Origin of the sequence: Duganella vulcania (genome assembly GCF_009857655.1) — a bacterium.
Lineage (GTDB): Bacteria > Pseudomonadota > Gammaproteobacteria > Burkholderiales > Burkholderiaceae_D > Rugamonas > Rugamonas vulcania.
The window spans coordinates 1-17,353 of record NZ_WWCX01000030.1; the positions used below are offsets into that span (position 1 = coordinate 1).

Annotated in this window: 18 protein-coding genes; 10 read left to right on the forward strand and 8 right to left on the reverse strand. The window is 66.8% G+C overall.

All coding sequences use genetic code 11. The annotated features are described in order from the left end of the window. Positions 1-111: 111 nt before the first annotated feature. Positions 112-804 (reverse strand): CerR family C-terminal domain-containing protein, encoded by a 693-nt coding sequence (locus GTP90_RS17355; protein ID WP_161084730.1) that lies wholly within the window; start codon positions 802-804, stop codon positions 112-114. Between the two features lie 167 nt (positions 805-971). Between GTP90_RS17355 and GTP90_RS17360 the strand changes: the two genes are divergently transcribed. Then, positions 972-2,426, forward strand: coding sequence for a DUF1800 domain-containing protein (locus tag GTP90_RS17360; protein WP_161084731.1), 1,455 nt, complete (start codon positions 972-974; stop codon positions 2,424-2,426). Positions 2,427-2,445: 19 nt separating this feature from the next. After that, positions 2,446-3,729: a DUF1501 domain-containing protein gene (locus GTP90_RS17365; RefSeq protein WP_161084732.1), complete on the forward strand. Its 1,284-nt coding sequence runs from the start codon at positions 2,446-2,448 to the stop codon at positions 3,727-3,729. Between the two features lie 158 nt (positions 3,730-3,887). Here GTP90_RS17365 and GTP90_RS17370 read toward each other — a convergent pair whose 3' ends face one another. Genes GTP90_RS17370 through GTP90_RS17380 form a run of 3 tightly spaced genes read right to left on the reverse strand, consistent with a single transcriptional unit; the run spans position 3,888 to position 6,515 of the window. Continuing rightward, on the reverse strand, positions 3,888-5,243 hold the full coding sequence (locus GTP90_RS17370; RefSeq protein WP_161084733.1) for a hybrid sensor histidine kinase/response regulator: 1,356 nt from the start codon (positions 5,241-5,243) through the stop codon (positions 3,888-3,890). Between the two features lie 55 nt (positions 5,244-5,298). Then, positions 5,299-6,045 carry a 2OG-Fe dioxygenase family protein gene (locus GTP90_RS17375; protein WP_161084734.1) on the reverse strand — a complete coding sequence of 249 codons (747 nt, stop codon included), beginning with the start codon at positions 6,043-6,045 and terminating at the stop codon, positions 5,299-5,301. 8 nt (positions 6,046-6,053) lie between these two features. Beyond that, complete coding sequence (locus GTP90_RS17380) at positions 6,054-6,515, reverse strand: MarR family winged helix-turn-helix transcriptional regulator (RefSeq protein WP_161084735.1); 462 nt, start codon at positions 6,513-6,515, stop codon at positions 6,054-6,056. Between the two features lie 117 nt (positions 6,516-6,632). Between GTP90_RS17380 and GTP90_RS17385 the strand changes: the two genes are divergently transcribed. Beyond that, the gene (locus GTP90_RS17385; protein ID WP_161084736.1) at positions 6,633-7,748 is read left to right on the forward strand and encodes an HD-GYP domain-containing protein; all 1,116 of its coding nucleotides are present in this window, start codon (positions 6,633-6,635) and stop codon (positions 7,746-7,748) included. 16 nt (positions 7,749-7,764) lie between these two features. Continuing rightward, on the forward strand, positions 7,765-9,687 hold the full coding sequence (locus tag GTP90_RS17390; protein ID WP_175048126.1) for a CHASE domain-containing protein: 1,923 nt from the start codon (positions 7,765-7,767) through the stop codon (positions 9,685-9,687). Here the strand turns inward: GTP90_RS17390 and GTP90_RS17395 are convergent. Both GTP90_RS17395 and GTP90_RS17400 read right to left on the reverse strand, forming a co-directional pair. After that, on the reverse strand, positions 9,675-10,493 hold the full coding sequence (locus GTP90_RS17395; protein ID WP_161084737.1) for an IolE/MocC family protein: 819 nt from the start codon (positions 10,491-10,493) through the stop codon (positions 9,675-9,677). The two genes, GTP90_RS17390 and GTP90_RS17395, sit on opposite strands and share 13 nt — an antisense overlap. Beyond that, positions 10,493-11,332, reverse strand: coding sequence for a phytanoyl-CoA dioxygenase family protein (locus tag GTP90_RS17400; protein ID WP_161084738.1), 840 nt, complete (start codon positions 11,330-11,332; stop codon positions 10,493-10,495). Before GTP90_RS17400 ends, GTP90_RS17395 begins: the two co-directional genes overlap by 1 nt. A 107-nt stretch (positions 11,333-11,439) precedes the next feature. Between GTP90_RS17400 and GTP90_RS17405 the strand changes: the two genes are divergently transcribed. After that, entirely contained in the window at positions 11,440-12,381 is a 942-nt protein-coding gene (locus GTP90_RS17405; protein ID WP_254451910.1) for a LysR family transcriptional regulator, read from the forward strand. Between the two features lie 4 nt (positions 12,382-12,385). Here GTP90_RS17405 and GTP90_RS17410 read toward each other — a convergent pair whose 3' ends face one another. Both GTP90_RS17410 and GTP90_RS17415 read right to left on the reverse strand, forming a co-directional pair. Further along, positions 12,386-14,092 carry an Ig-like domain-containing domain gene (locus tag GTP90_RS17410; RefSeq protein WP_161084739.1) on the reverse strand — a complete coding sequence of 569 codons (1,707 nt, stop codon included), beginning with the start codon at positions 14,090-14,092 and terminating at the stop codon, positions 12,386-12,388. 55 nt (positions 14,093-14,147) lie between these two features. Next, entirely contained in the window at positions 14,148-15,227 is a 1,080-nt protein-coding gene (locus GTP90_RS17415) for a M29 family metallopeptidase (protein ID WP_161084740.1), read from the reverse strand. 163 nt (positions 15,228-15,390) lie between these two features. Here GTP90_RS17415 and GTP90_RS17420 point away from each other — a divergent pair, with 163 nt between their 5' ends. The 5 genes from GTP90_RS17420 to GTP90_RS17440 all read left to right on the forward strand — a co-directional run bounded on the left by GTP90_RS17420 (position 15,391) and on the right by GTP90_RS17440 (position 17,353). Next, positions 15,391-15,837 carry a hypothetical protein gene (locus tag GTP90_RS17420; RefSeq protein WP_161084741.1) on the forward strand — a complete coding sequence of 149 codons (447 nt, stop codon included), beginning with the start codon at positions 15,391-15,393 and terminating at the stop codon, positions 15,835-15,837. Positions 15,838-15,875: 38 nt separating this feature from the next. After that, positions 15,876-16,343, forward strand: a complete 468-nt coding sequence (locus GTP90_RS17425) for a cache domain-containing protein (RefSeq protein ID WP_161084742.1) — start codon at positions 15,876-15,878, stop codon at positions 16,341-16,343. A 66-nt stretch (positions 16,344-16,409) separates the two neighbouring features. Beyond that, positions 16,410-16,604 carry a hypothetical protein gene (locus GTP90_RS17430; RefSeq protein ID WP_161084743.1) on the forward strand — a complete coding sequence of 65 codons (195 nt, stop codon included), beginning with the start codon at positions 16,410-16,412 and terminating at the stop codon, positions 16,602-16,604. 2 nt (positions 16,605-16,606) lie between these two features. Next, positions 16,607-16,927, forward strand: coding sequence for a type II toxin-antitoxin system RelE/ParE family toxin (locus tag GTP90_RS17435; RefSeq protein ID WP_161084744.1), 321 nt, complete (start codon positions 16,607-16,609; stop codon positions 16,925-16,927). A 72-nt stretch (positions 16,928-16,999) separates the two neighbouring features. Continuing rightward, the gene (locus GTP90_RS17440) at positions 17,000-17,353 is read left to right on the forward strand and encodes a F0F1 ATP synthase subunit B family protein (RefSeq protein WP_254451911.1); all 354 of its coding nucleotides are present in this window, start codon (positions 17,000-17,002) and stop codon (positions 17,351-17,353) included.

Here is a 17,353-nt window from a genome sequence, read left to right on the forward strand (position 1 = left end):
GCCAGTGCTGCGGCGCTTGCGCGGCCACGTGCGGCGCGGGGGCCTGCGTGGCGCAGGCGCTCAGCGACGCGGCGACGGCCAGCGCCGCCGCCCGTAGGAATATCTTCATGGTTATCCTTGTTGAAGTTTGGATCTCTCGGCGAGCACCAGGGCTTCGGCAAAGCCGACCAGGTACTGCGCCCACTTTTCTATCGCTTCCGGCCCGTCCAGCAGGTGCGGCGTGATCGAGCCGATGATGTCGCGTCCGACCATCAGCTGCACCGCCATGCCGACCAGGGCATAGGCCAGCCGGTGCACGTCGTCGGTGGGCTGCTCCACGCCCAGGTGACGGCACAACGCATCGACCAGCGCCAGGTGTTCCGGCTTGATGTTGTTGTCGATCTCCTGCTGCCACAGGCCGGTCGGCTCCAGCATCTCGCGGTAGAACAAACGCAGCATCAGCTGCGCATCGCCGCCCGCCGTCAGCGGCGCCAGCATCTGCCGGTAGAAGCCCTCCAGCGTTTGCCTCAGCGTGAAGTGCGGCTGCGCGAACTGCGCGATGTTGTCGGGCTCCGGCTGGCACATGAAACTGAAGCAGGCCTGGTACAGCCCCGCCTTGTCGCCGAAGTAGTAGCTGATCGCGGCGACGTTGGCATTGGCCGCCTGCGCGATCTCGCGCGTCGAGGTCCTGGAAAAACCCTGTGCGGCGAACAGGCGCATGGCCGCCAGCAGCATCCGCTCGCGCGATTGCTCGCCGTCCGAACGTGGCTTGCGGCCGTCTTCGGCTGGCTGGCTGGTATCGATGGAAGTAGGTTTAGCGTTCATGGGCGGCATTACATCACATAATTTAAACAATTGATATAACTAAATCAGTTGTTTAATTTATTGATGAAGCAACGCTAACAGCCGCTTACAACCGATACATGGCAGTCGTTTGGGGAGCAACAATATTGCGTTATAAAGTAAATATATTTTTCGACAGGAGCACCGCCATGAACTTCTCCCGCTGGATCGCCGTTGCCGCCATGGCCGTCTCCGCGACCGCCGCCACTGCGGCCGAGCCGCTGACGCCCGAGCAGGCCGCCGCCCATGTGCTCAACCGCATCGCCTACGGTCCCAAGCCGGGCGACATCCAACGGGTGACGCAGATGGGCGTGCAGCGCTACATCGACGCGCAGCTCAACGCGGGCATGCCGCTGCCGCCGGCGCTGAGCGCGCGCCTGGCCGGGCTGGATGCGGCGCAGGAGCCGGCCGGCGTGGTGATGAAGCGCTTCCTGGAAGTGCGCGCCATGGCCAAGGACGAATCGGACGGCGACAAGGCCAAGCGCCGCGAGGTGGTCACCGCCATCGCGCAGCAGACGGCGGAGGCGCGCATCGCCCGCGCCATCGACAGCCCGAACCAGCTGGAAGAGGTGATGGTCGATTTCTGGTTCAACCATTTCAATGTCTTCTCCGGCAAGGGCGTCGACCGGGCGCTGATCGCCAGTTACGAGCGCGACGCGATCCGCCCCTACGCGCTGGGGAATTTCCGCGACCTGCTGGGCGCCACCGCGCACCATCCGGCCATGCTGTACTACCTGGACAACTGGGTCTCCACGGCCAACGGCTACGTCCCGCGCGGGAAGAAGCAGGGCGGCCAGAAAGCCAAGAGCAGCGGTCTGAATGAAAACTATGCGCGTGAGCTGATGGAGCTGCACACGATGGGCGTCGACAGCGGCTACACGCAGAAGGACGTGACCGAACTGGCACGCATGCTGACTGGCTGGACCTATGACAACCGCGAACTGGTGAAGCGCAACCGCACCTTCGCCTTCGACCCCGCGCGCCACGACCGCGACGACAAGGTCTGGCTGGGCCGCCGCATCAAGGCCGGCGGGCAGGAAGAGGGCGAGTACGCGCTGGACGTGCTGGCGATGCTGCCGGCCACCGCGCATCACCTGAGCTTCCAGCTGGCGCAGTACTTCGTGCAGGACCAGCCGCCGCCGGCGCTGGTGGACCGCATGGCCAAGACCTACATCGAAAGCAAGGGCGACATCCGCAGCGTGCTGCGCACCTTGTTCGCCAGCGCGGAGTTCATGGCGCCGGAAGCGGTAGGCGCGAAGTTCAAGACGCCATATCAATACGTGATCTCGGCCGCGCGCGCCAGCGACACGGCGCCGACGGACATCAAGCAGACATTGGGCGTGTTGAACCGCCTCGGCATGCCGCTGTACGGCTGCCAGACACCGGACGGCTACAAGAACACGCAGGACGCGTGGCTCAATCCCGATGCGCTGAGCCGGCGCATCGCCTTCGCCACGCAGCTGTCGCCGGCGCTGGACGCGCAAGCCTTGCAGGCCACGCTGGCCGGTTCGATCTCGCCGAAGACGCGGAACGCCATCGCCGGCAGCCCGCCGCCATTGCGCGCGGCCATGCTGCTGGGCAGTCCCGATTTCATGCAGCGCTAATCACCAGACGGAGAACACCATGCAACGCAGAGACTTCCTGAATGCGCTGGCCGCCGGCGCCGGCCTGATGATACCGCTGGGCCGCCACGCCTGGGCCGCGACCGCAGCCACAGCAGGCGCCACGCCAAACATCGACGCCACCAGCCGCAAGCTGATCGTCGTCATGCTGCGCGGCGCGGTGGACGGCTTGAACGTGGTGGCGCCGGTGGCCGACGCCAACTACGCGCGCCTGCGTCCGACCATCGCGCTGGGACGGCCGGGCGAGGACAACGGCGCCTTGAACCTGGATGGCTACTTCGGCCTGCATCCGGCGCTGGCGCCGCTGCTGCCCTTGTGGGAGCAGAAGAAGCTGGCCTTCATCCACGCCAGCGGCTCGCCGGACATCACCCGCTCGCACTTCGACGCGCAGGACTACATGGAATCGGCCACGCCCGGCATCAAGAGCACGGCGGACGGCTGGATGAACCGGCTGGTGGCGGCGCTGCCCGGCACCACCACGCCGACGCGCGCGTTGAGCATCGGCCCGACCATGCCGCGCATCCTGTCGGGCCATGCGGCGGCGGTCAACCTGGCCAACGGCGCGGCCGGCACCAAGGCCAATGTGCTGGACCGGCCGGCGGTGGGCAAGGCCTTCGACCAGCTGTACGCGGACAACGCGCGCTTCGGCGCCGCCTACCAGCAGGGCCAGGACGCGCACCGTGAAGTGATGGACGCGGCGGCCGGCAAGATGGCCGGCGGCGGCATGGGTGGCGGAATGTCGGCGGAGATGCAGGCCGCGAACGGCGGCGCGCCTTTGCCGAACGGCTTCCCCGACGATGCTGCGCGGCTGGCGGCGCTGATGCGCAACGACCCCAATATCCAATTGGCCTTCGTGGCCTTGGGCGGATGGGACACGCACGCCAGCCAGGGTTCGGCGCGCGGCCAGCTGGCCAACCGCCTGCAGCCGCTGGGGCAGGGCCTGGCGGTGCTGGCGCAGCGGCTCGGACCATTGTTCGAGCAGACCACCATCGTGGTGATGTCGGAGTTCGGCCGCACCGCGCGCGAGAACGGCAACGGCGGCACGGATCACGGCCATGGGAATGCGATGTGGGTGCTGGGCGGCGGCGTCAAAGGCGGCAAGGTGCTGGGCGACTGGCGCGGCGTCGGCGACGCCGAGTTGAACGAGGGCCGCGACCTGCCGGTGACGACCGACTTCCGCACCGTGCTGGCCACCATCGCCGAGCGCCACCTGCGCCTGGGCGACAAGCAGCTGGTGCAGGTCTTCCCATCGATGCCGCGCGCCGGGCGGCTCGATCTCGTTTGACAAAAAAAATGCCCGCTACCTTGACGGGGCGGGCTTAATTCCAATGTTCAGCGAACGGTTGGAGGAGACAGTTCCAACTATATGCCGATTTATGTTGCGGTGCAATACCGTAGAACTACGGTGTCCAAGTTTCTACAGTATAAAAAAGCCAAGCTTGCTCACGCGCCGCGCAGCGGCAGCGCCAGCGTGAAGGTGCTGCCCTGGCCGAAATCGCTCTTGAAGAACAGCGAGCCGCCGATCAGGTTGGCCAGGTTCTGGCACAGGTACAGCCCCAGGCCCGCGCCTTCCGCGTGCCGCGTCGAGGTGGAGTCCAGCTGCGAGAAGGCCTGGAACAACTTGGCCTGGTCTTCCTCGCGGATGCCGGCGCCGCTGTCGGCCACCGAGAATTCGACGGTGTCATGGCCATCGCCCGGCCGCTGCGACAGCGTCACCCGCACCTTGCCCGATTCGGTGAACTTGATCGCGTTGTTGGCCAGGTTGAGCAGGATCTGCGTCAGCGCGCGGCGGTCGGTCTGCAGCACGATGGCGTCCGGCGCCAGCTCCACCTCCAGCCCCAGACCCTTTTGCAGCGCCAGCGGACGCAAGGTGTCGACCACGTCGTTGACCAGGTGCTGGCACTGCACCGTCTCCAGCTCCAGCGTGACCTTGCCCGCCTCGATCTTGGCCACGTCCAGGATGTCGTTGATCAGCGAGAGCAGATGGCGCGCGCTGGTGCGGATGGTGTTGAGCTGCTTGTCCTGCTCGTTCGTCAGCGGGCCGGGAAGCTTCATCAGCAGCGCGCCGGTGAAGCCGATGATGGCGTTGAGCGGCGTGCGCAGCTCGTGCGACATGTTGGCGATGAAGGCCGACTTCATGCGGCTCGCCTCGGCCAGCTCCAGGTTCTTGAGCGCGATCTCGCGGTTGATGGTTTCCAGTTCGCCCGCGTGGTGCGCCAGCCGCATATTCAGCTCGATCACCTGGCGCTCGCGCGCCTGCAGCTCGCTGTTGACCTGCACCGCCTGCTCGTAGGTGGAGATCAGCAGGTCGAGGATCTGCTGCCGCTCGGCGTTGATGAAGTGCTTCTGGTCGCCCAGGTACAGGGCGATGCCGATCTCCATGTTCTGGTTCCTGCGCAGCTTCTGGTTCATCAGCATGTGGCCGATGCGGTTGAGCAGGTAGTCCTCGGCGTAGGGCTTGCGGATGAAGTTATCGGCGCCGCATTCGATGCCGCGGATGATGTCCTTCGGGTCCATCAGCGACGTCACCAGGATCACCGGGATGTCGCGCAGGTCGGGGTCGGTCTTGATGGCGCGGCACAGCGTGTAGCCGTCCATCTCGGGCATCACGATATCGGACAGCACCAGGTCCGGCTTGCGGTCGCGGATCGCCTCCAGCGCCAGCTGTCCGTTGCCGGCCACGCGCGCGCCGTACCGCATCGACTGGATCAGCCGCCGCAGACGCTCGGCCTGGGTCGGACTGTCTTCAACGATGAGGATCTCGATCTCGTCGGGCTGGATTTCGTAGCTGGTGTCCACGGACGACCCTCCTGATTGCGTATTTGGCTGGTGTGACTATATCGGATTTGGCCCGTCAGGGTGCGTTTTCCTGGCCCTGGAAACCGTCCGCCCGCCAGGTCAGCACCAGCGTGTCGCGATGGCCGTGTTCCGCCAGCGGCTGGATCGGCGTCGATTCATGGATCACCGCGGCGTCGTCCAGCAGCAGCATGGTCCACGGCTCGGTCATCGTGAAGCGCTTGCCGTTCGGGCCGTCGGCTTCAAAGATGCGAGTCTCCCCGCCCTTGATCTGCTCGCGGCCCACCAGCAGCACGGCGACGAAATCGACGCCGTCGCGGTGCGCGCCTTCCGGCGTCGGCCGGCCGATGCCGTCGGTGGTGTCGATGCGGAACTGGTGCGCCTCAACATACCACGGCGCGCTGCTGCGGCGCGCCGCGCTGCACAACTGGCCGATGCCGCGCACCAGCTTTTGCCACGCCGGCTGCGCCACGGTGGCCGGCAGCATCGGCTCGAACAGGCGGTTCATGCCGCCGTGCAGGGCGTTGTATTCGAGCGGCTGCCAGTGCGCGCGGTGCGGCGACTGCGTCAGCTCGGCGCCGTTTTGCACGAAGCACGAGTGGCGCCGGCGCCGGTAACGGCCGCCGTCCTTGAGGTAGTTGTCCAGTTCCAGCGCGTCCCAGCTGGGCGCCAGCGCGTTCAGTTCGGCCAGCGTCACGCCGGCCAGCGCCGCCACGTCCTGCGGCGGCATGACCGCGTAGCCGTCCTTGCGCAGCGCCTCGGCCACATGGAGGGGATGGGTGTAGATCGGGTTCGAGGTCGTCATCGGCGCGCTCAGCTCGCGGACATCAGGCTGGTGCGCAGCGCGTCGAGCTGCTGCTTCATGCCGACCACCTCGTCCAGCGTGCAGCGGGTCGCTTGCAGGATGGACGGCGGCAGCTTGGCCGCCTCGTGGCGCAGCGCGTCGCCGTGCGGCGTGAGCGAGATGATGACCTGGCGCTCGTCGTTGGCGGCGCGGGTGCGGGTGAGCAGCTCGGCCTGTTCCATGCGCTTGAGCAGCGGCGTCAGCGTGGCCGAGTCGAGGAACAGGCGCTCGCCCACCTCCGACACGGTCAGTTCGTTTTTCTCCCATAGCACCATCATCACCAGGTACTGGGAATAGGTCAGGCCGAGGCCGCGCAACAGTTTGCGGTACAGCTTGCTCATCGCGAGCGAGGTCGAGTACAGCGCAAAGCACAGCTGGCCATCCAGCTGGGGCACGGCGGAAGGGGCGGCGGGGGGTGTTTTGGTATCCATGGTTACAGTATAGATAGTGCGCTATACAATTGCAAGCTAGCCGAGAAAAATGTTTTGCAGGCAAAACGCCTCGGTTATGATGATATCGACAAAGACCAATATCGGGAGTAGTGGCACATGAATATCAAAAAGGCCATCGTGCTCGTCGCCGACGAGGCGGCGGACAACCTGATCCTGGTGCATGGCCTGCTGCAGGACCAGTACGAGGTCAAGCTGGCCAACAGCGGCCGCGCCGCGCTGGACCTCATGCAGCAGGTGCCGCGCCCGCACCTGGTGGTGCTGGACGCCGCGCTGCCCGAGGTGGACGGCTACAGCGTGTGCCAGCAGCTCAAGTCCAGCCCCGACACCGCCGACATTCCTGTCATTTTTCTGCAACGTCACGCCGACGAGGCGCGCGCCTTCCGCGCCGGCGGCGCCGACGTGGTGCACAAGCCGATCGTCGCCGACGTGCTGCGCGCGCGGGTCGACACCCACCTGCAGCTGCGCCACTCGCGCGAGCTGCTCAAGCAGCAGCGCAACCTGCTCGAGCACGTGGTCGAGGAAGTCACGGCGGAGCTGAGCCAGATGCTCGACGCGATGATCTGGGCCCTGGCCTCGCTGGCCGAGACGCGCGAATACGAAACCGCCAACCACCTGCGCCGCGTGCAGCACTACGTGGCCGCGCTGGGCCGCCAGCTGCAATCGCACAAGCGCTTCCGGGAGGAACTGAGCGAGGCCAATATCAAGTCGCTGTTCAAGGCCGCGCCGCTGCACGACATCGGCAAGGTGTCGATCCCGGACGCCATCCTGCTCAAGCCGGACCGCCTGACGGACGAGGAGTTCGCCGTGATGAAGATGCACACCGTGTACGGCCGCGACGCCATCGTCAACGTCGAGAACCACCTGGGCTACACCAACACCTTCCTGCGCTACGCGCGCGAGATCACGTACTCGCACCAGGAGAAGTACGACGGCTCCGGCTATCCGCAAGGCCTGGCGGGGGACGCCATCCCGATGTCGGCGCGGCTGATGGCGGTGGCCGACGTCTACGACGCGCTGATCTCCAAGCGCGTCTACAAGCCGGCCTTCACCCACGAGACGGCGATGGAGATGATCAGGCAGGCCAGTGGCGAGCATTTCGATCCCGACGTGGTCGACGCCATGCTGACCATCGAGGAGGAATTCATGGCCATCGCCGAGCGTTACAGCGACCATCCGGCCAGCGGCGCGGCGACGCCGCACATCGCGGCATAGGCGCCGCCGTCCCATCATGCGATCGCGCGGCTACCTTGCGTTCATTGTAGGTATCTGTGTCACCGCCGCGACCTGCGGCTTCGTGGTCATGACGCAGCGCCAGCAGGTGCAGGCGAACTTCCAGCGCGACGCCGACAAGGTGGCGCACGACACCGAGGTGCGGCTGCAAACCTACTTCGACGTGCTGCTGGCCATCAAGGGCATGTACGCGCTGGACCAGGACATCGACCGCCTGCGCTTCCACCGCTTCGTGGCGGAGCTCAAGCTCGATCGCCGCTATCCCGGCTTCCAGGCGATCCAGTTCGTGCGCGCCGTGCCGCAGGCGCGGCTGGCGCCGTTCGTGGCCGCCGTCAAGGGCGACACCTCGATCGAGGCCCGCGGCTATCCCGGTTTCCTGGTGCACCCGGCCAACCTGCGCGACCCGCATTTCATCATCGAATACACCGAGCCGCTGAAGGGCAACGAGAACGCCTTCGGCCTGGACCTGTCGGCGCTGCCGCCGCATCTGAAGGCGCTGGAGCTGGGCCGCGACACCGGCGAAATCGTCGCCACCGAGCGCATCACGCTGGTGCAGGACGCCACCGGCGAACCGGGTTTCGTGGCGCGCACGCCGGTCTATCGCGGCGGCCTGCCCTTGCAGACGGTCGAACAGCGGCGCGACGCGCTGGTGGGCTTCGTCGCCATCGTGTTCCGCGTCAGTACGCTGATGCGCGAGGTGATCGATGCGCCGCTGCTGGAGCATCTGCACGTGCGCATCGACGACGACGGCTATTTCGACTCGAAGGCAGTGCAGGCGTCCAGCGCCGACACGCTGCTCTACAACAGCGCCGGAGCGGCCGGAGTGCGCGCGCCGCTGGACAGCCTGGTGTCGCAGAAGGCGCTGATGGTCGGCCAGCGCCGTTGGCTGATGCGCTTCGAGGGCTACGGCGGCGGGCGATACGGCCGCTCGCCGCTGCCGGTGCTGCTGATCGGCGTCGCCGGCTTCATCATCAGCGCGCTGATCGCGGCGCTGCTGGTGTCGACCCGGCGCGTGATCGACGCCAAGCACGGACTGGATTACAGCCTGGCCGAGCTGGAACGGCAGAAGGCCAACGTGGAGCAGGCGCGCAGCGACCTGGCGGTGGTGGTGGAAACGCTGAAGCAGGCGCAGACCAACCTGCTGACATCGGAGAAGATGGCGTCGCTGGGCGCGCTGGTGGCCGGCGTGGCGCACGAGCTCAATACGCCGATCGGCAACAGCCTGCTGACCGCCAGCGCGCTGAGCGACATGGTGCGCGATTTCGAACGGCGCCTGGCGTCGGAGGGCGGCCTGAAACGCTCGGTGCTGGAGGCGCACCTGCACGACGCCCGCAAGGCCTGCGACATCATGAACAGCTCATTGACGCGGGCGGCCGATTTGATCACGTCCTTCAAGCAGGTGGCGGTGGACCAGGCCAGCGGCCAGCGGCGCCGCTTCCAGCTCGACGAGGTGGTGCACGATACGCTGGCCACCTACGCGGCGCAGCTGCGGCGCAACGGCTGCGAGGTGCGCGTCGACGTGCCGCCGGGACTGGAGTTCGATTCCTATCCGGGCAGCTTGAGCCAGGTGCTGAGCAATTTGATCGGCAACGCGCTGCTGCACGGCTTCGACGGCCGCGGGCACGGCGCCATCGCGGTCGAGGCGCGCCGCGAGGGCGCGGACACGGTGAAGCTGACCTTCTCCGACAACGGCGCCGGCATGACGGCCGGCACGCTGCACAAGGTCTTCGATCCCTTCTTCACCACCAAGCTGGGACAGGGCGGCTCGGGGCTGGGGATGAATATCGTTTATAACATTGTCACCGGCGTGCTGCGCGGGACGATACGGGTCGACTCCTCGCCCGGCGCCGGCACCACCGTCACGCTGATGCTGCCGATGCGGGCGCCGCAGGAGGCGCCGCTTGAATCTCAGGCAGCGTAGCGGGCCCGCAGCAGCGCCAGCATCGCCACGTTCAGCTCCCACGCGTTCGACACTTCCTTCTGCGTGTAGGGCAGCGTTTGCGTGTACGGCACCGGGCCGAATTCCGGCGTCAGCGTCATGCGCTGCGCGCCGGCCGCGCGGCGCAGCCGTATCACCTCGTCCCACCACGCCAGGTGCGCCTGCAGCGCGGCCTGCGCTTCCGGCGCGCGGAAGTCGGCCACCTGCGGCCCTTGCGGATGGCCGACGCGCGCGTGGATGTGGCGCACGTGCGGCAGCGTCGCCGCCAGCGTGTGCGGCTGGTCCTCCAGCAGCGATTCGCAGGCGCAGCACCAGTGCGACAGGTCGGCGGTCAGCTCCAGCTCCGGCATCTGCTCCAGGTAGGGCAGCAGCAGCATCGGATGGCCGCTGAAGCGGCTGCGGTGGATCTCGTGCACGATGGGCACGCCGTGCTGGCGCGAGATGGCGGCGGCCAGTTCCAGCAGCTCGCGGTTCTGCGCCGGCGTGAAGTAGTCCTTGCCGGTGTGCGAGTTCACATGCAGCGGCCTGGCGGCGCAGGCGTTGTGCAGCAGTTCGGCCAGCGCTGCGCGGTGCGGTTCGAAGGTTGGATGGAACACCGTCTCCCATTGGGCGGCGATCAGCCCCAGGCCGGCGGCGGCGATGCGGCCGGTCCAGTCGTCGCGGGCGGCGGCGTCCAGCGGCAGCGACATCTCGATGCCGTCGAAACCGGCCTGCTTGACGCGGTCGATGAACACCTGCGGCGCCAGGTCGTTGTTGCCCCAGTGGGCGGCGAAAATCTCGACCCGCATTACAGGAAGCCCCGCACCGGGAAGGAAGCGTCGCGCTGGATCCAGTTCTGCGGCGAGTATTCGGTGGCGGCGTCGGTCACGTGCAGCGTGTAGGCGTGGCGCGAAACGGCCGAGCGGTTCGGCGCGCTGTAGTGCGGCAGCAGGCCGTGGAAGCATACCAGGCTGCCGGCCTTGCATTCGAGCGGCACGGCGGTGCTGTCGTCCGGCCACGGCATGTCGCTCAGTTTTTCCATGCGCACCTCGTCGCCGTTGCGCAGGAAGCGCTCGCGCATCGGGCCGCGGTGGCCGCCCGGTTCGGCCCACATGCAGCCGTTCTGCAGGGTGGCGTCTTCCAGCGCGAACCAGAAGGTGGTCACGCTGACCGGGTTGGTGTCGAAGTAGGTGGCGTCCTGGTGCCAGCGCACCTCGCCGCCGATGCCGGGCTGCTTGAAGATGTACATCGACTGCCAGACCTGCGCCTGCGACAGGCCCAGGTCATGCGCCACGGCGGCCAGCCGCACGTCGGTGGAGAAGGCGCGGAACACCGGGTCCAGGTCGTGCATGGCGTGGCCGATCTTGTTGATCGACAGCGACTTGTCCTGTTTCAGCTGGCCGTCCGGGCCGAACGCCTCTTCCTCGAAGAAGCAGCGCACCGTGTTGTCGGAGCCGAGGAAGTAGTCGTCGTTGGTCTTTTCCTGTTCGATCGTGCTGAAGATGCCGGATTTGGCGCTGGGATCGAAATCGTTGACAATCTGCGCGGCGCGTGCGCGCAGCGCGGCGATCTCCTGCGGCGTCTTGAAGTTGGGCAGGACGATGTAGCCGTCGCGTTGATATTGTTGTTTTTGTGCGTCTGTCAGCATGGCGGGCTCCGAAGTGCGGGAAGGGATGACGCATTGTAGGGCGCGCGCCGGAGCGGGACAATCCGTAAAAGGTTGACACATTGTCTCCGGAATGAAGACAATGTGATATGGATCAATTACGCGCAATGGAGATTTTCATCGAGGTGGCGCGCCAGCGCAGCTTCAGCGAGGCGGGCCGCCGCCTGGGGCTGACGCGCGCCATGGTCAGCAAGCATATCCTGCAACTGGAGGACAAGCTGCAGGCGCGCCTGCTGCACCGCTCGACCCGCGAGGTGAGCCTGACCGACGCCGGCCAGGCCTATCTGGCGCCGTGCATCGCGACGGTGGAGCAGTCGCAGGAGGCGGCGCGGGCGCTGAGCCAGGCCACCCAGGCCGGCGCCGAACTGGCGGGCCCCTTGCGGATACAGGCGCCGTCCAGCTTTGGCAGCGAGTGGCTGGCCGACGCGGTGGCGCGCTTCAGCGTGCCGCATCCGCAGCTGTCGCCGATGCTGTACGTGGATGACGCGCTGCTCGATCCGATCGAGCATGGTTTCGATTTGACGGTGCGGGTGGGCGGCATTCCCGACGTGCACGCGCTGGCGATGCGGCAGCTGGCGCCGTGCCGGGGCGTGTTGTGCGCGTCGCCGGCCTACCTGGCGCGCCACGGCGTGCCGCAGTCGCCGCAGGACCTGCACCAGCACCGCTGCCTGCACTTCAGCCACCTGACCGACGGCACGCAATGGCACTTCACGCGCGGCGCGGAGCGGCAGACGGTGCGGGTGCAGGCGGCGTTCACGGCCAACAATGGCGTGGTGCTGCAGCGCGCCGCGCAGCGCGGGCTGGGCATCGTCTACAACACCACCTTCCTGGCGTGGCGCGCGCTGATCGAGGGCACGCTGGTGCCGGTGCTGGCCGACTGGGAGCTGCCGCTCAACCATCTGAGCGCGCTGTATCCGGCCAGCCGGCAGCCGTCGGCCAAGGTGCGGGCGCTGATCGATTTCCTGGTGGCCGAATACCAGCCGGTGCCGCCGTGGGACCGCGAGCTGCGCTCCCACGGCCTGCTGGCCTAGTCCGCTAGCGGCCGGTCAGGCGGGCGTAGGAGGCTTGCACGGGCGAGCTGTAGAGGTTGGCGTACTGCGCCCACAGCAGCATGGCTTGGCCGCTCTGGTCCAGCGACAGCGCGGGATCGCCCATCGCCGAGGTGCCGGAGGCGAGCGACACCGGCGCATCCCATTTGCCCGCCGCGGCGTTGAAGCGCATGGTGACCATCGAATACACGCCGCCGTCGTAGTTCACCCACGAGGTGAGCGCGTTGCCGGCCGGGTCGAACGCCAGCGGCATGATGGAGCCGGTGTAGCTGGAGATGTTGGGCAGCGCGGTCCAGGTCCCGGTCGAGCGCTGATAGCGCCGGCTGTTGATGTTGAAGGTCGAGGGGACGGTGTAGGTGGCCCACACCAGCAGCGCGTTGCCGGCGGCGTCGACCGCCAGCGTGGAGTCATGGTAGGCCGTGTCCATCAGCTCGGGCTGGCCCCAGGTATTGCTGGCGCCGGTGTAGCGGATGGCGTGCACGGAGCTGGGGCTTGGCGCTGTCGCCAGGCTGATGGTCGCCAGCGCGTCGCCGGCGGCGTCGAAGACGAACTGCTGGACGCTGGAACCGCCGGCGGCGTTCGGCACGATCAGGGTGTTCGGACCCCAGTTGCGGGCGCGGGCGTCGTAGCGCGCCGCGTAGGCCTGCGTGACGCCCACGGTCGGGCCGCGCTGCGACCACAGCACCATGCCGTTGCCGGCGGCGTCGATGGCGGCGACCGGGAAGCCGGTGTCCGTCGGGCTGTCCTGCAGCGAACGGGCCGGCGTCCATTGCAGGCTGGCCGCGTCGAAGCGGGCGATATCGATGGTGGCCTGGCTGACCACGGTGCTGTGGTACTGCTTCCAGGCGACGATGATGTCGCCGGTGCGGCCGATGGCGGCGGTCGCCCCGGAGTAGCGCGACGAATATTCGCCCGGCCGGGACACGACCGCCGGCGCCGACCAGCGGCCAGTGGCGGCGTTGTAGCGCGCGGCCTTGATCGCGTACTTGCCGTTGTCCAGCTGCTCCTCCCACACCGCGCAGGCGTTGCCGGCGTCGTCGGCGCGCAGCACCGGCGAGTCGCCCCATTTTTCGGTGCCCTGGATGGAGGTGGTCGTGCCCCAGCTCTGGGTGGCGGCGGTGTAGCGGGTCGAGGTCACCTGCGAGGCGCCGTTGGCGCCCACTTCGGTCCAGACCGCCAGGACATCGCCATTGCGCGCGCCGGCGGTCTGCAGGCTGCCCATGGCGGGCTTGCTGACCGGGGACTTGACCGTGGCGCTCCAGGCCGGCATGCGGGTGTCGAAGCCGGTGCTGTAGGGCGCGGCCAGCACGCCGCCGGCGGTGGCGCGCAGCGATGTGGCGGCGCTGAGCTGGTAGTGGCTGCCCCAGACCAGCGGCTGCGTCGGCGTCAGCGTGACGGTGCTGCCGTTCAGCGCCAGGCTGCTGTTGACCGGGCCGATGGGGCTGCTCAGCGTGAGCGCTGCGACGCTCACCGTGGTCGTGTCCAGCGCCTGGTTGAACATCAGGCTGGGCGTGGCGTCGGTGCCGCTGGCGCCGCCGGGCGCCGGGATGGCCGCGCCGACCGCCAATGGCGTCGCCGACACCGGCGTGGGGGCCGGCGCGGGCGTGGAGGCGGGAGCGGAGCCGGAACCGCCGCCGCAGGCGCTCAGCAGCAGGGCGGCGGTGGACAAGAGGGGGACGGAGGAATGGCGCAAAATAATTCTTTCTGAGAAAAATTTCCGTAAAGAATTATTATAATCTATTAAACTTTTATCCGGTTTTTTGGGCGGTGTCGAGCCGCCAGGCGCCGTCCTGGTAGACCCGCTCATCGTCCAGGTAGACCGCCTCGGTCACGGCAAACACGTCGACGTGGTAGCGCGCGTCCTTGCGCCTGAACTGCGGCTTGGCGTACACGCCGTGCTTGGCGCCCAGCGACAGGTGGATGCCGCACATGCGCTCGTAGGTGCCGATGTCGTCGACCATGCGCTCGCGCGAGAAGGCGCGGTTCATGCCGAAGCCCAGCTCGCGCAGCCATACCTCGCCCTCGTGCGCGCGGATGATGGCCAGCATGTTGTCGAACTCCGGCGTGGCGTTCTCGGCGCCCACCACGCGGCCCTTCTCGACGATCAGCGTGACCGGCGTGGCCGGCTGGTTGACCAGGAAGTGGGTGTCGCCGAACACGAAGATCCGCACCCGGCCGTTGACCGCCTCCAGGTCGCGCGCCTCGGTGAACACCTCGCCCAGCGGGAACTGGCCGCCGACGTTGTTCATGCCGCTGTAGTCGCCGATGTTGAGCTTGGCCGATTCAAACGGCGAGCCAAACACCAGCCGCGCGCCGTCGCCGCTGTCGACCACGCCGTGCTGCGCGCGGTCGATGCGCGCCTTGAGCGCGTGGCCCACGCCGCGGTAGTAGGCCGGGTCGTAGGCCAGCGAGGCGATGTAGTGCAGGCCCTGTTCGCCGGGCATGCGCGACAGGTGGACGTGCTCGATCACCTTCAGGCCGCGCTTGAACAGCTCGATGCGGATGCGGAACGCCTCCAGCCGGAAGCTGGTCGACTGGATCAGCACCACCAGGTCGCCCGCGTGCAGGCGGGCGAAGGCGGCCAGCACCTGCTCGGGCGTGGTGCCGTCGAAGTCGACGAACTCGGCGTCCGGCACCACGCGGCGGTAGGCTTCGGTCAGCCCGCGGTTGAGGTCGGTGCGGGTGTCGTGGACGATCAGCGCGGCGTGCGGGGCGGCGTGCTCGATGGCCACGGCCAGCGTGTCGCGCACGTTGCGCTCGGCGGTGTCGACCGCGTGTTCGGGAATAGCGCCGAAGCGGGAGCCGGCGGGGAGGGGGGACGACGTCATGGCGTGGCGGGCAAAAAGGATCAGCCCGCATTATACGGGCTCGGCAGGCGCGATTACCCGTTGCGCCACGCCTGCGCGGTTTCTCCTTGTATTGGGCAGGGGCGCGAGATAGAATCACAAATATAGCCTAGCAGCAACTCCGGCGACGACAACAGGAAGCGTGATGAGCGTAATAATGGGACAGGATTTGCCGCTGGAGCGACCGGACGCCACCGGCCGCGCAGCGTTGTTCGTGCCGACCGCGAACATCAAGGACGATGTGCTGGAGACGGTGCGCAAGGGGGCGGCGATTGTCGGCTTCGGCAACCACGACCGCACGCTGACCATCTACTACGAGAGCAACCGCTTCAACGAACCGAACCTGGCCAAATGGGAGCAGAAGGCGCGCAAGGCGTTTGAGCGCCTGGCCGAGAACCTGCCGACCGTGTCCAAGATGGTGAGCAAGCCCGAGAATTTCGAGCAGGTCGGCTACATCAGCAGCAAGGGCATCTTGATCCGCCGCATGGAAAAACTGATGAAGTGGCTGGAGGCGTCCGAGGCGCTCGATGGCGCGCCGGAGTCCGAGAACATCGTCTTCACGCCGCCGCCCCCGCCCAAGAAGATCACCTGACCGACGCCGCCGCGGCGCACGCACTGAGGAGATACACGATGAAGCATCTGTTCCAGTTGTTAATGGCCGCCGCACTGACCCTGAGCCTGACCGGCGCCGCCTCGGCGCAGGACGCGCCCCGGCGCGGCACCGCCGACGAGGCGGTGGCAATGGTCAAGCGCGCCGGCGAGTACCTGCAAAAGAACGGCAAGGACAAGGCGGTGGCCGCGTTCAACGATCCCAAGGGCGAGTTCATCCAGGGCGACCTGTACGTGTTCATGTTCGACAAGGCCGGCGTGGCGCTGGCGCACGGCCAGAACGCCAAGATGGTCAACAAGAACCTGTTGGAGCTGAGCGCCGGCGGCGTCTATCCGATCAAGGAATTCCTCAAGATCGGCGCCAGCCCGGCCGGCAAGGGCTGGGTCAAGTACATGTGGCCCAACTCGATCAGCAAGAACCTCGAAGAGAAAAACACCTACGTGGAAAAAGTCGGCGACTACGTCATCGGCGTGGGCATCTACAAGTAAAGGCTGTTTGCGCGGGATCAAGTGACGGGCGTGGTTTTCGGCGTGGCTTTTGCTAAACTTGAGGACATGACCGATCCGATCCGCCCCTCCGGCAATACCCAGCCCGTTTCGCCCGCAACGGAGGGGGGCGTTCAGCCTTGCACCGAGGAGGAACGGCGGATAATCGATCTGGTGAATGCCGGGCTGGCGAGCGGCCCCGCTATACCGGTCGATGCCGGCTTCTTTGAACGGCTGAAAAACAAGCAGGCAAGAAAAGGCTGACCTTGTTCACCGTCGTCATCCGGCCGCGAGCAGCAGCGGATTTCGAAGCCTCCTACGATTATTACGCCCGTGTCGCTTCGCCCTCGGTGGCGGAGAACTTCAGTAACGACTTCCAGTCTGTCTGCGACCTGATCGCGTCGCTACCCGAGATCGGTTCTCGCCGCTTTGCCCACCTTTTTCCTGGAAAGAACTTGCGCAGTTGGTCGCTGCATCGCTTCCCTGTTCGGGTCTTTTATTTGGTGCACGGTAAGCAAGTCGAGATTGTTGCGATTGAGCATGAACGACGTGAGCCTTTGTCCACGTCCGGCGAGCCGGACAATTAACGCAGTGGTGCGCTGTTCCGGGGCCGGGCGTTGTATGCTGTCGGGAATGTTTGATTCCTTGAGGAGATGGCGATGACGGCGATGACAACGGTGCGCGGCGCGGCCGCCGCGATGGTGGTGCTGGCGCTGCTGGGCGGCTGCCAGAAGAAGGATCCCACCACCCCAGGCCCGGCCGAGACGGCCGGCCGCAAGCTCGACCAGGCCACCGACAAGGCCGGCCGCCAGCTGACCGAGGCCGCGCAGCAGGCCAACCAGCAGATCACCGACGCCGCCAAGGAAACCAGCCAGCAGATCGACAAGGCCACCGAGGCCGCCGGCGAAAAACTCAACCAGGCCACCGAGCAGGCCGGCAAGAAGCTGGAGCAGGCCGGCGAAAAAATGCAGGAAAAAGCCCGCGAACGCGAGGCGTCCGGCCCGGCCAAATAA

Excerpts from the sequence above, each read along its gene's own strand:
- GTP90_RS17405 (WP_254451910.1), top strand. The coding sequence starts at position 11,440 with ATGGATCAATTACGCGCAATGGAGATTTTCATCGAGGTGGCGCGCCAG.
- GTP90_RS17415 (WP_161084740.1), bottom strand. The coding sequence starts at position 15,227 with ATGACGTCGTCCCCCCTCCCCGCCGGCTCCCGCTTCGGCGCTATTCCC.
- GTP90_RS17390 (WP_175048126.1), top strand. The coding sequence starts at position 7,765 with ATGCGATCGCGCGGCTACCTTGCGTTCATTGTAGGTATCTGTGTCACC.
- GTP90_RS17380 (WP_161084735.1), bottom strand. The coding sequence starts at position 6,515 with ATGGATACCAAAACACCCCCCGCCGCCCCTTCCGCCGTGCCCCAGCTG.
- GTP90_RS17420 (WP_161084741.1), top strand. The coding sequence starts at position 15,391 with ATGAGCGTAATAATGGGACAGGATTTGCCGCTGGAGCGACCGGACGCC.
- GTP90_RS17385 (WP_161084736.1), top strand. The coding sequence starts at position 6,633 with ATGAATATCAAAAAGGCCATCGTGCTCGTCGCCGACGAGGCGGCGGAC.
- GTP90_RS17360 (WP_161084731.1), top strand. The coding sequence starts at position 972 with ATGAACTTCTCCCGCTGGATCGCCGTTGCCGCCATGGCCGTCTCCGCG.
- GTP90_RS17440 (WP_254451911.1), top strand. The coding sequence starts at position 17,000 with ATGACGGCGATGACAACGGTGCGCGGCGCGGCCGCCGCGATGGTGGTG.
- GTP90_RS17375 (WP_161084734.1), bottom strand. The coding sequence starts at position 6,045 with ATGACGACCTCGAACCCGATCTACACCCATCCCCTCCATGTGGCCGAG.
- GTP90_RS17425 (WP_161084742.1), top strand. The coding sequence starts at position 15,876 with ATGAAGCATCTGTTCCAGTTGTTAATGGCCGCCGCACTGACCCTGAGC.
- GTP90_RS17430 (WP_161084743.1), top strand. The coding sequence starts at position 16,410 with ATGACCGATCCGATCCGCCCCTCCGGCAATACCCAGCCCGTTTCGCCC.
- GTP90_RS17395 (WP_161084737.1), bottom strand. The coding sequence starts at position 10,493 with ATGCGGGTCGAGATTTTCGCCGCCCACTGGGGCAACAACGACCTGGCG.
- GTP90_RS17400 (WP_161084738.1), bottom strand. The coding sequence starts at position 11,332 with ATGCTGACAGACGCACAAAAACAACAATATCAACGCGACGGCTACATC.
- GTP90_RS17365 (WP_161084732.1), top strand. The coding sequence starts at position 2,446 with ATGCAACGCAGAGACTTCCTGAATGCGCTGGCCGCCGGCGCCGGCCTG.
- GTP90_RS17355 (WP_161084730.1), bottom strand. The coding sequence starts at position 804 with ATGAACGCTAAACCTACTTCCATCGATACCAGCCAGCCAGCCGAAGAC.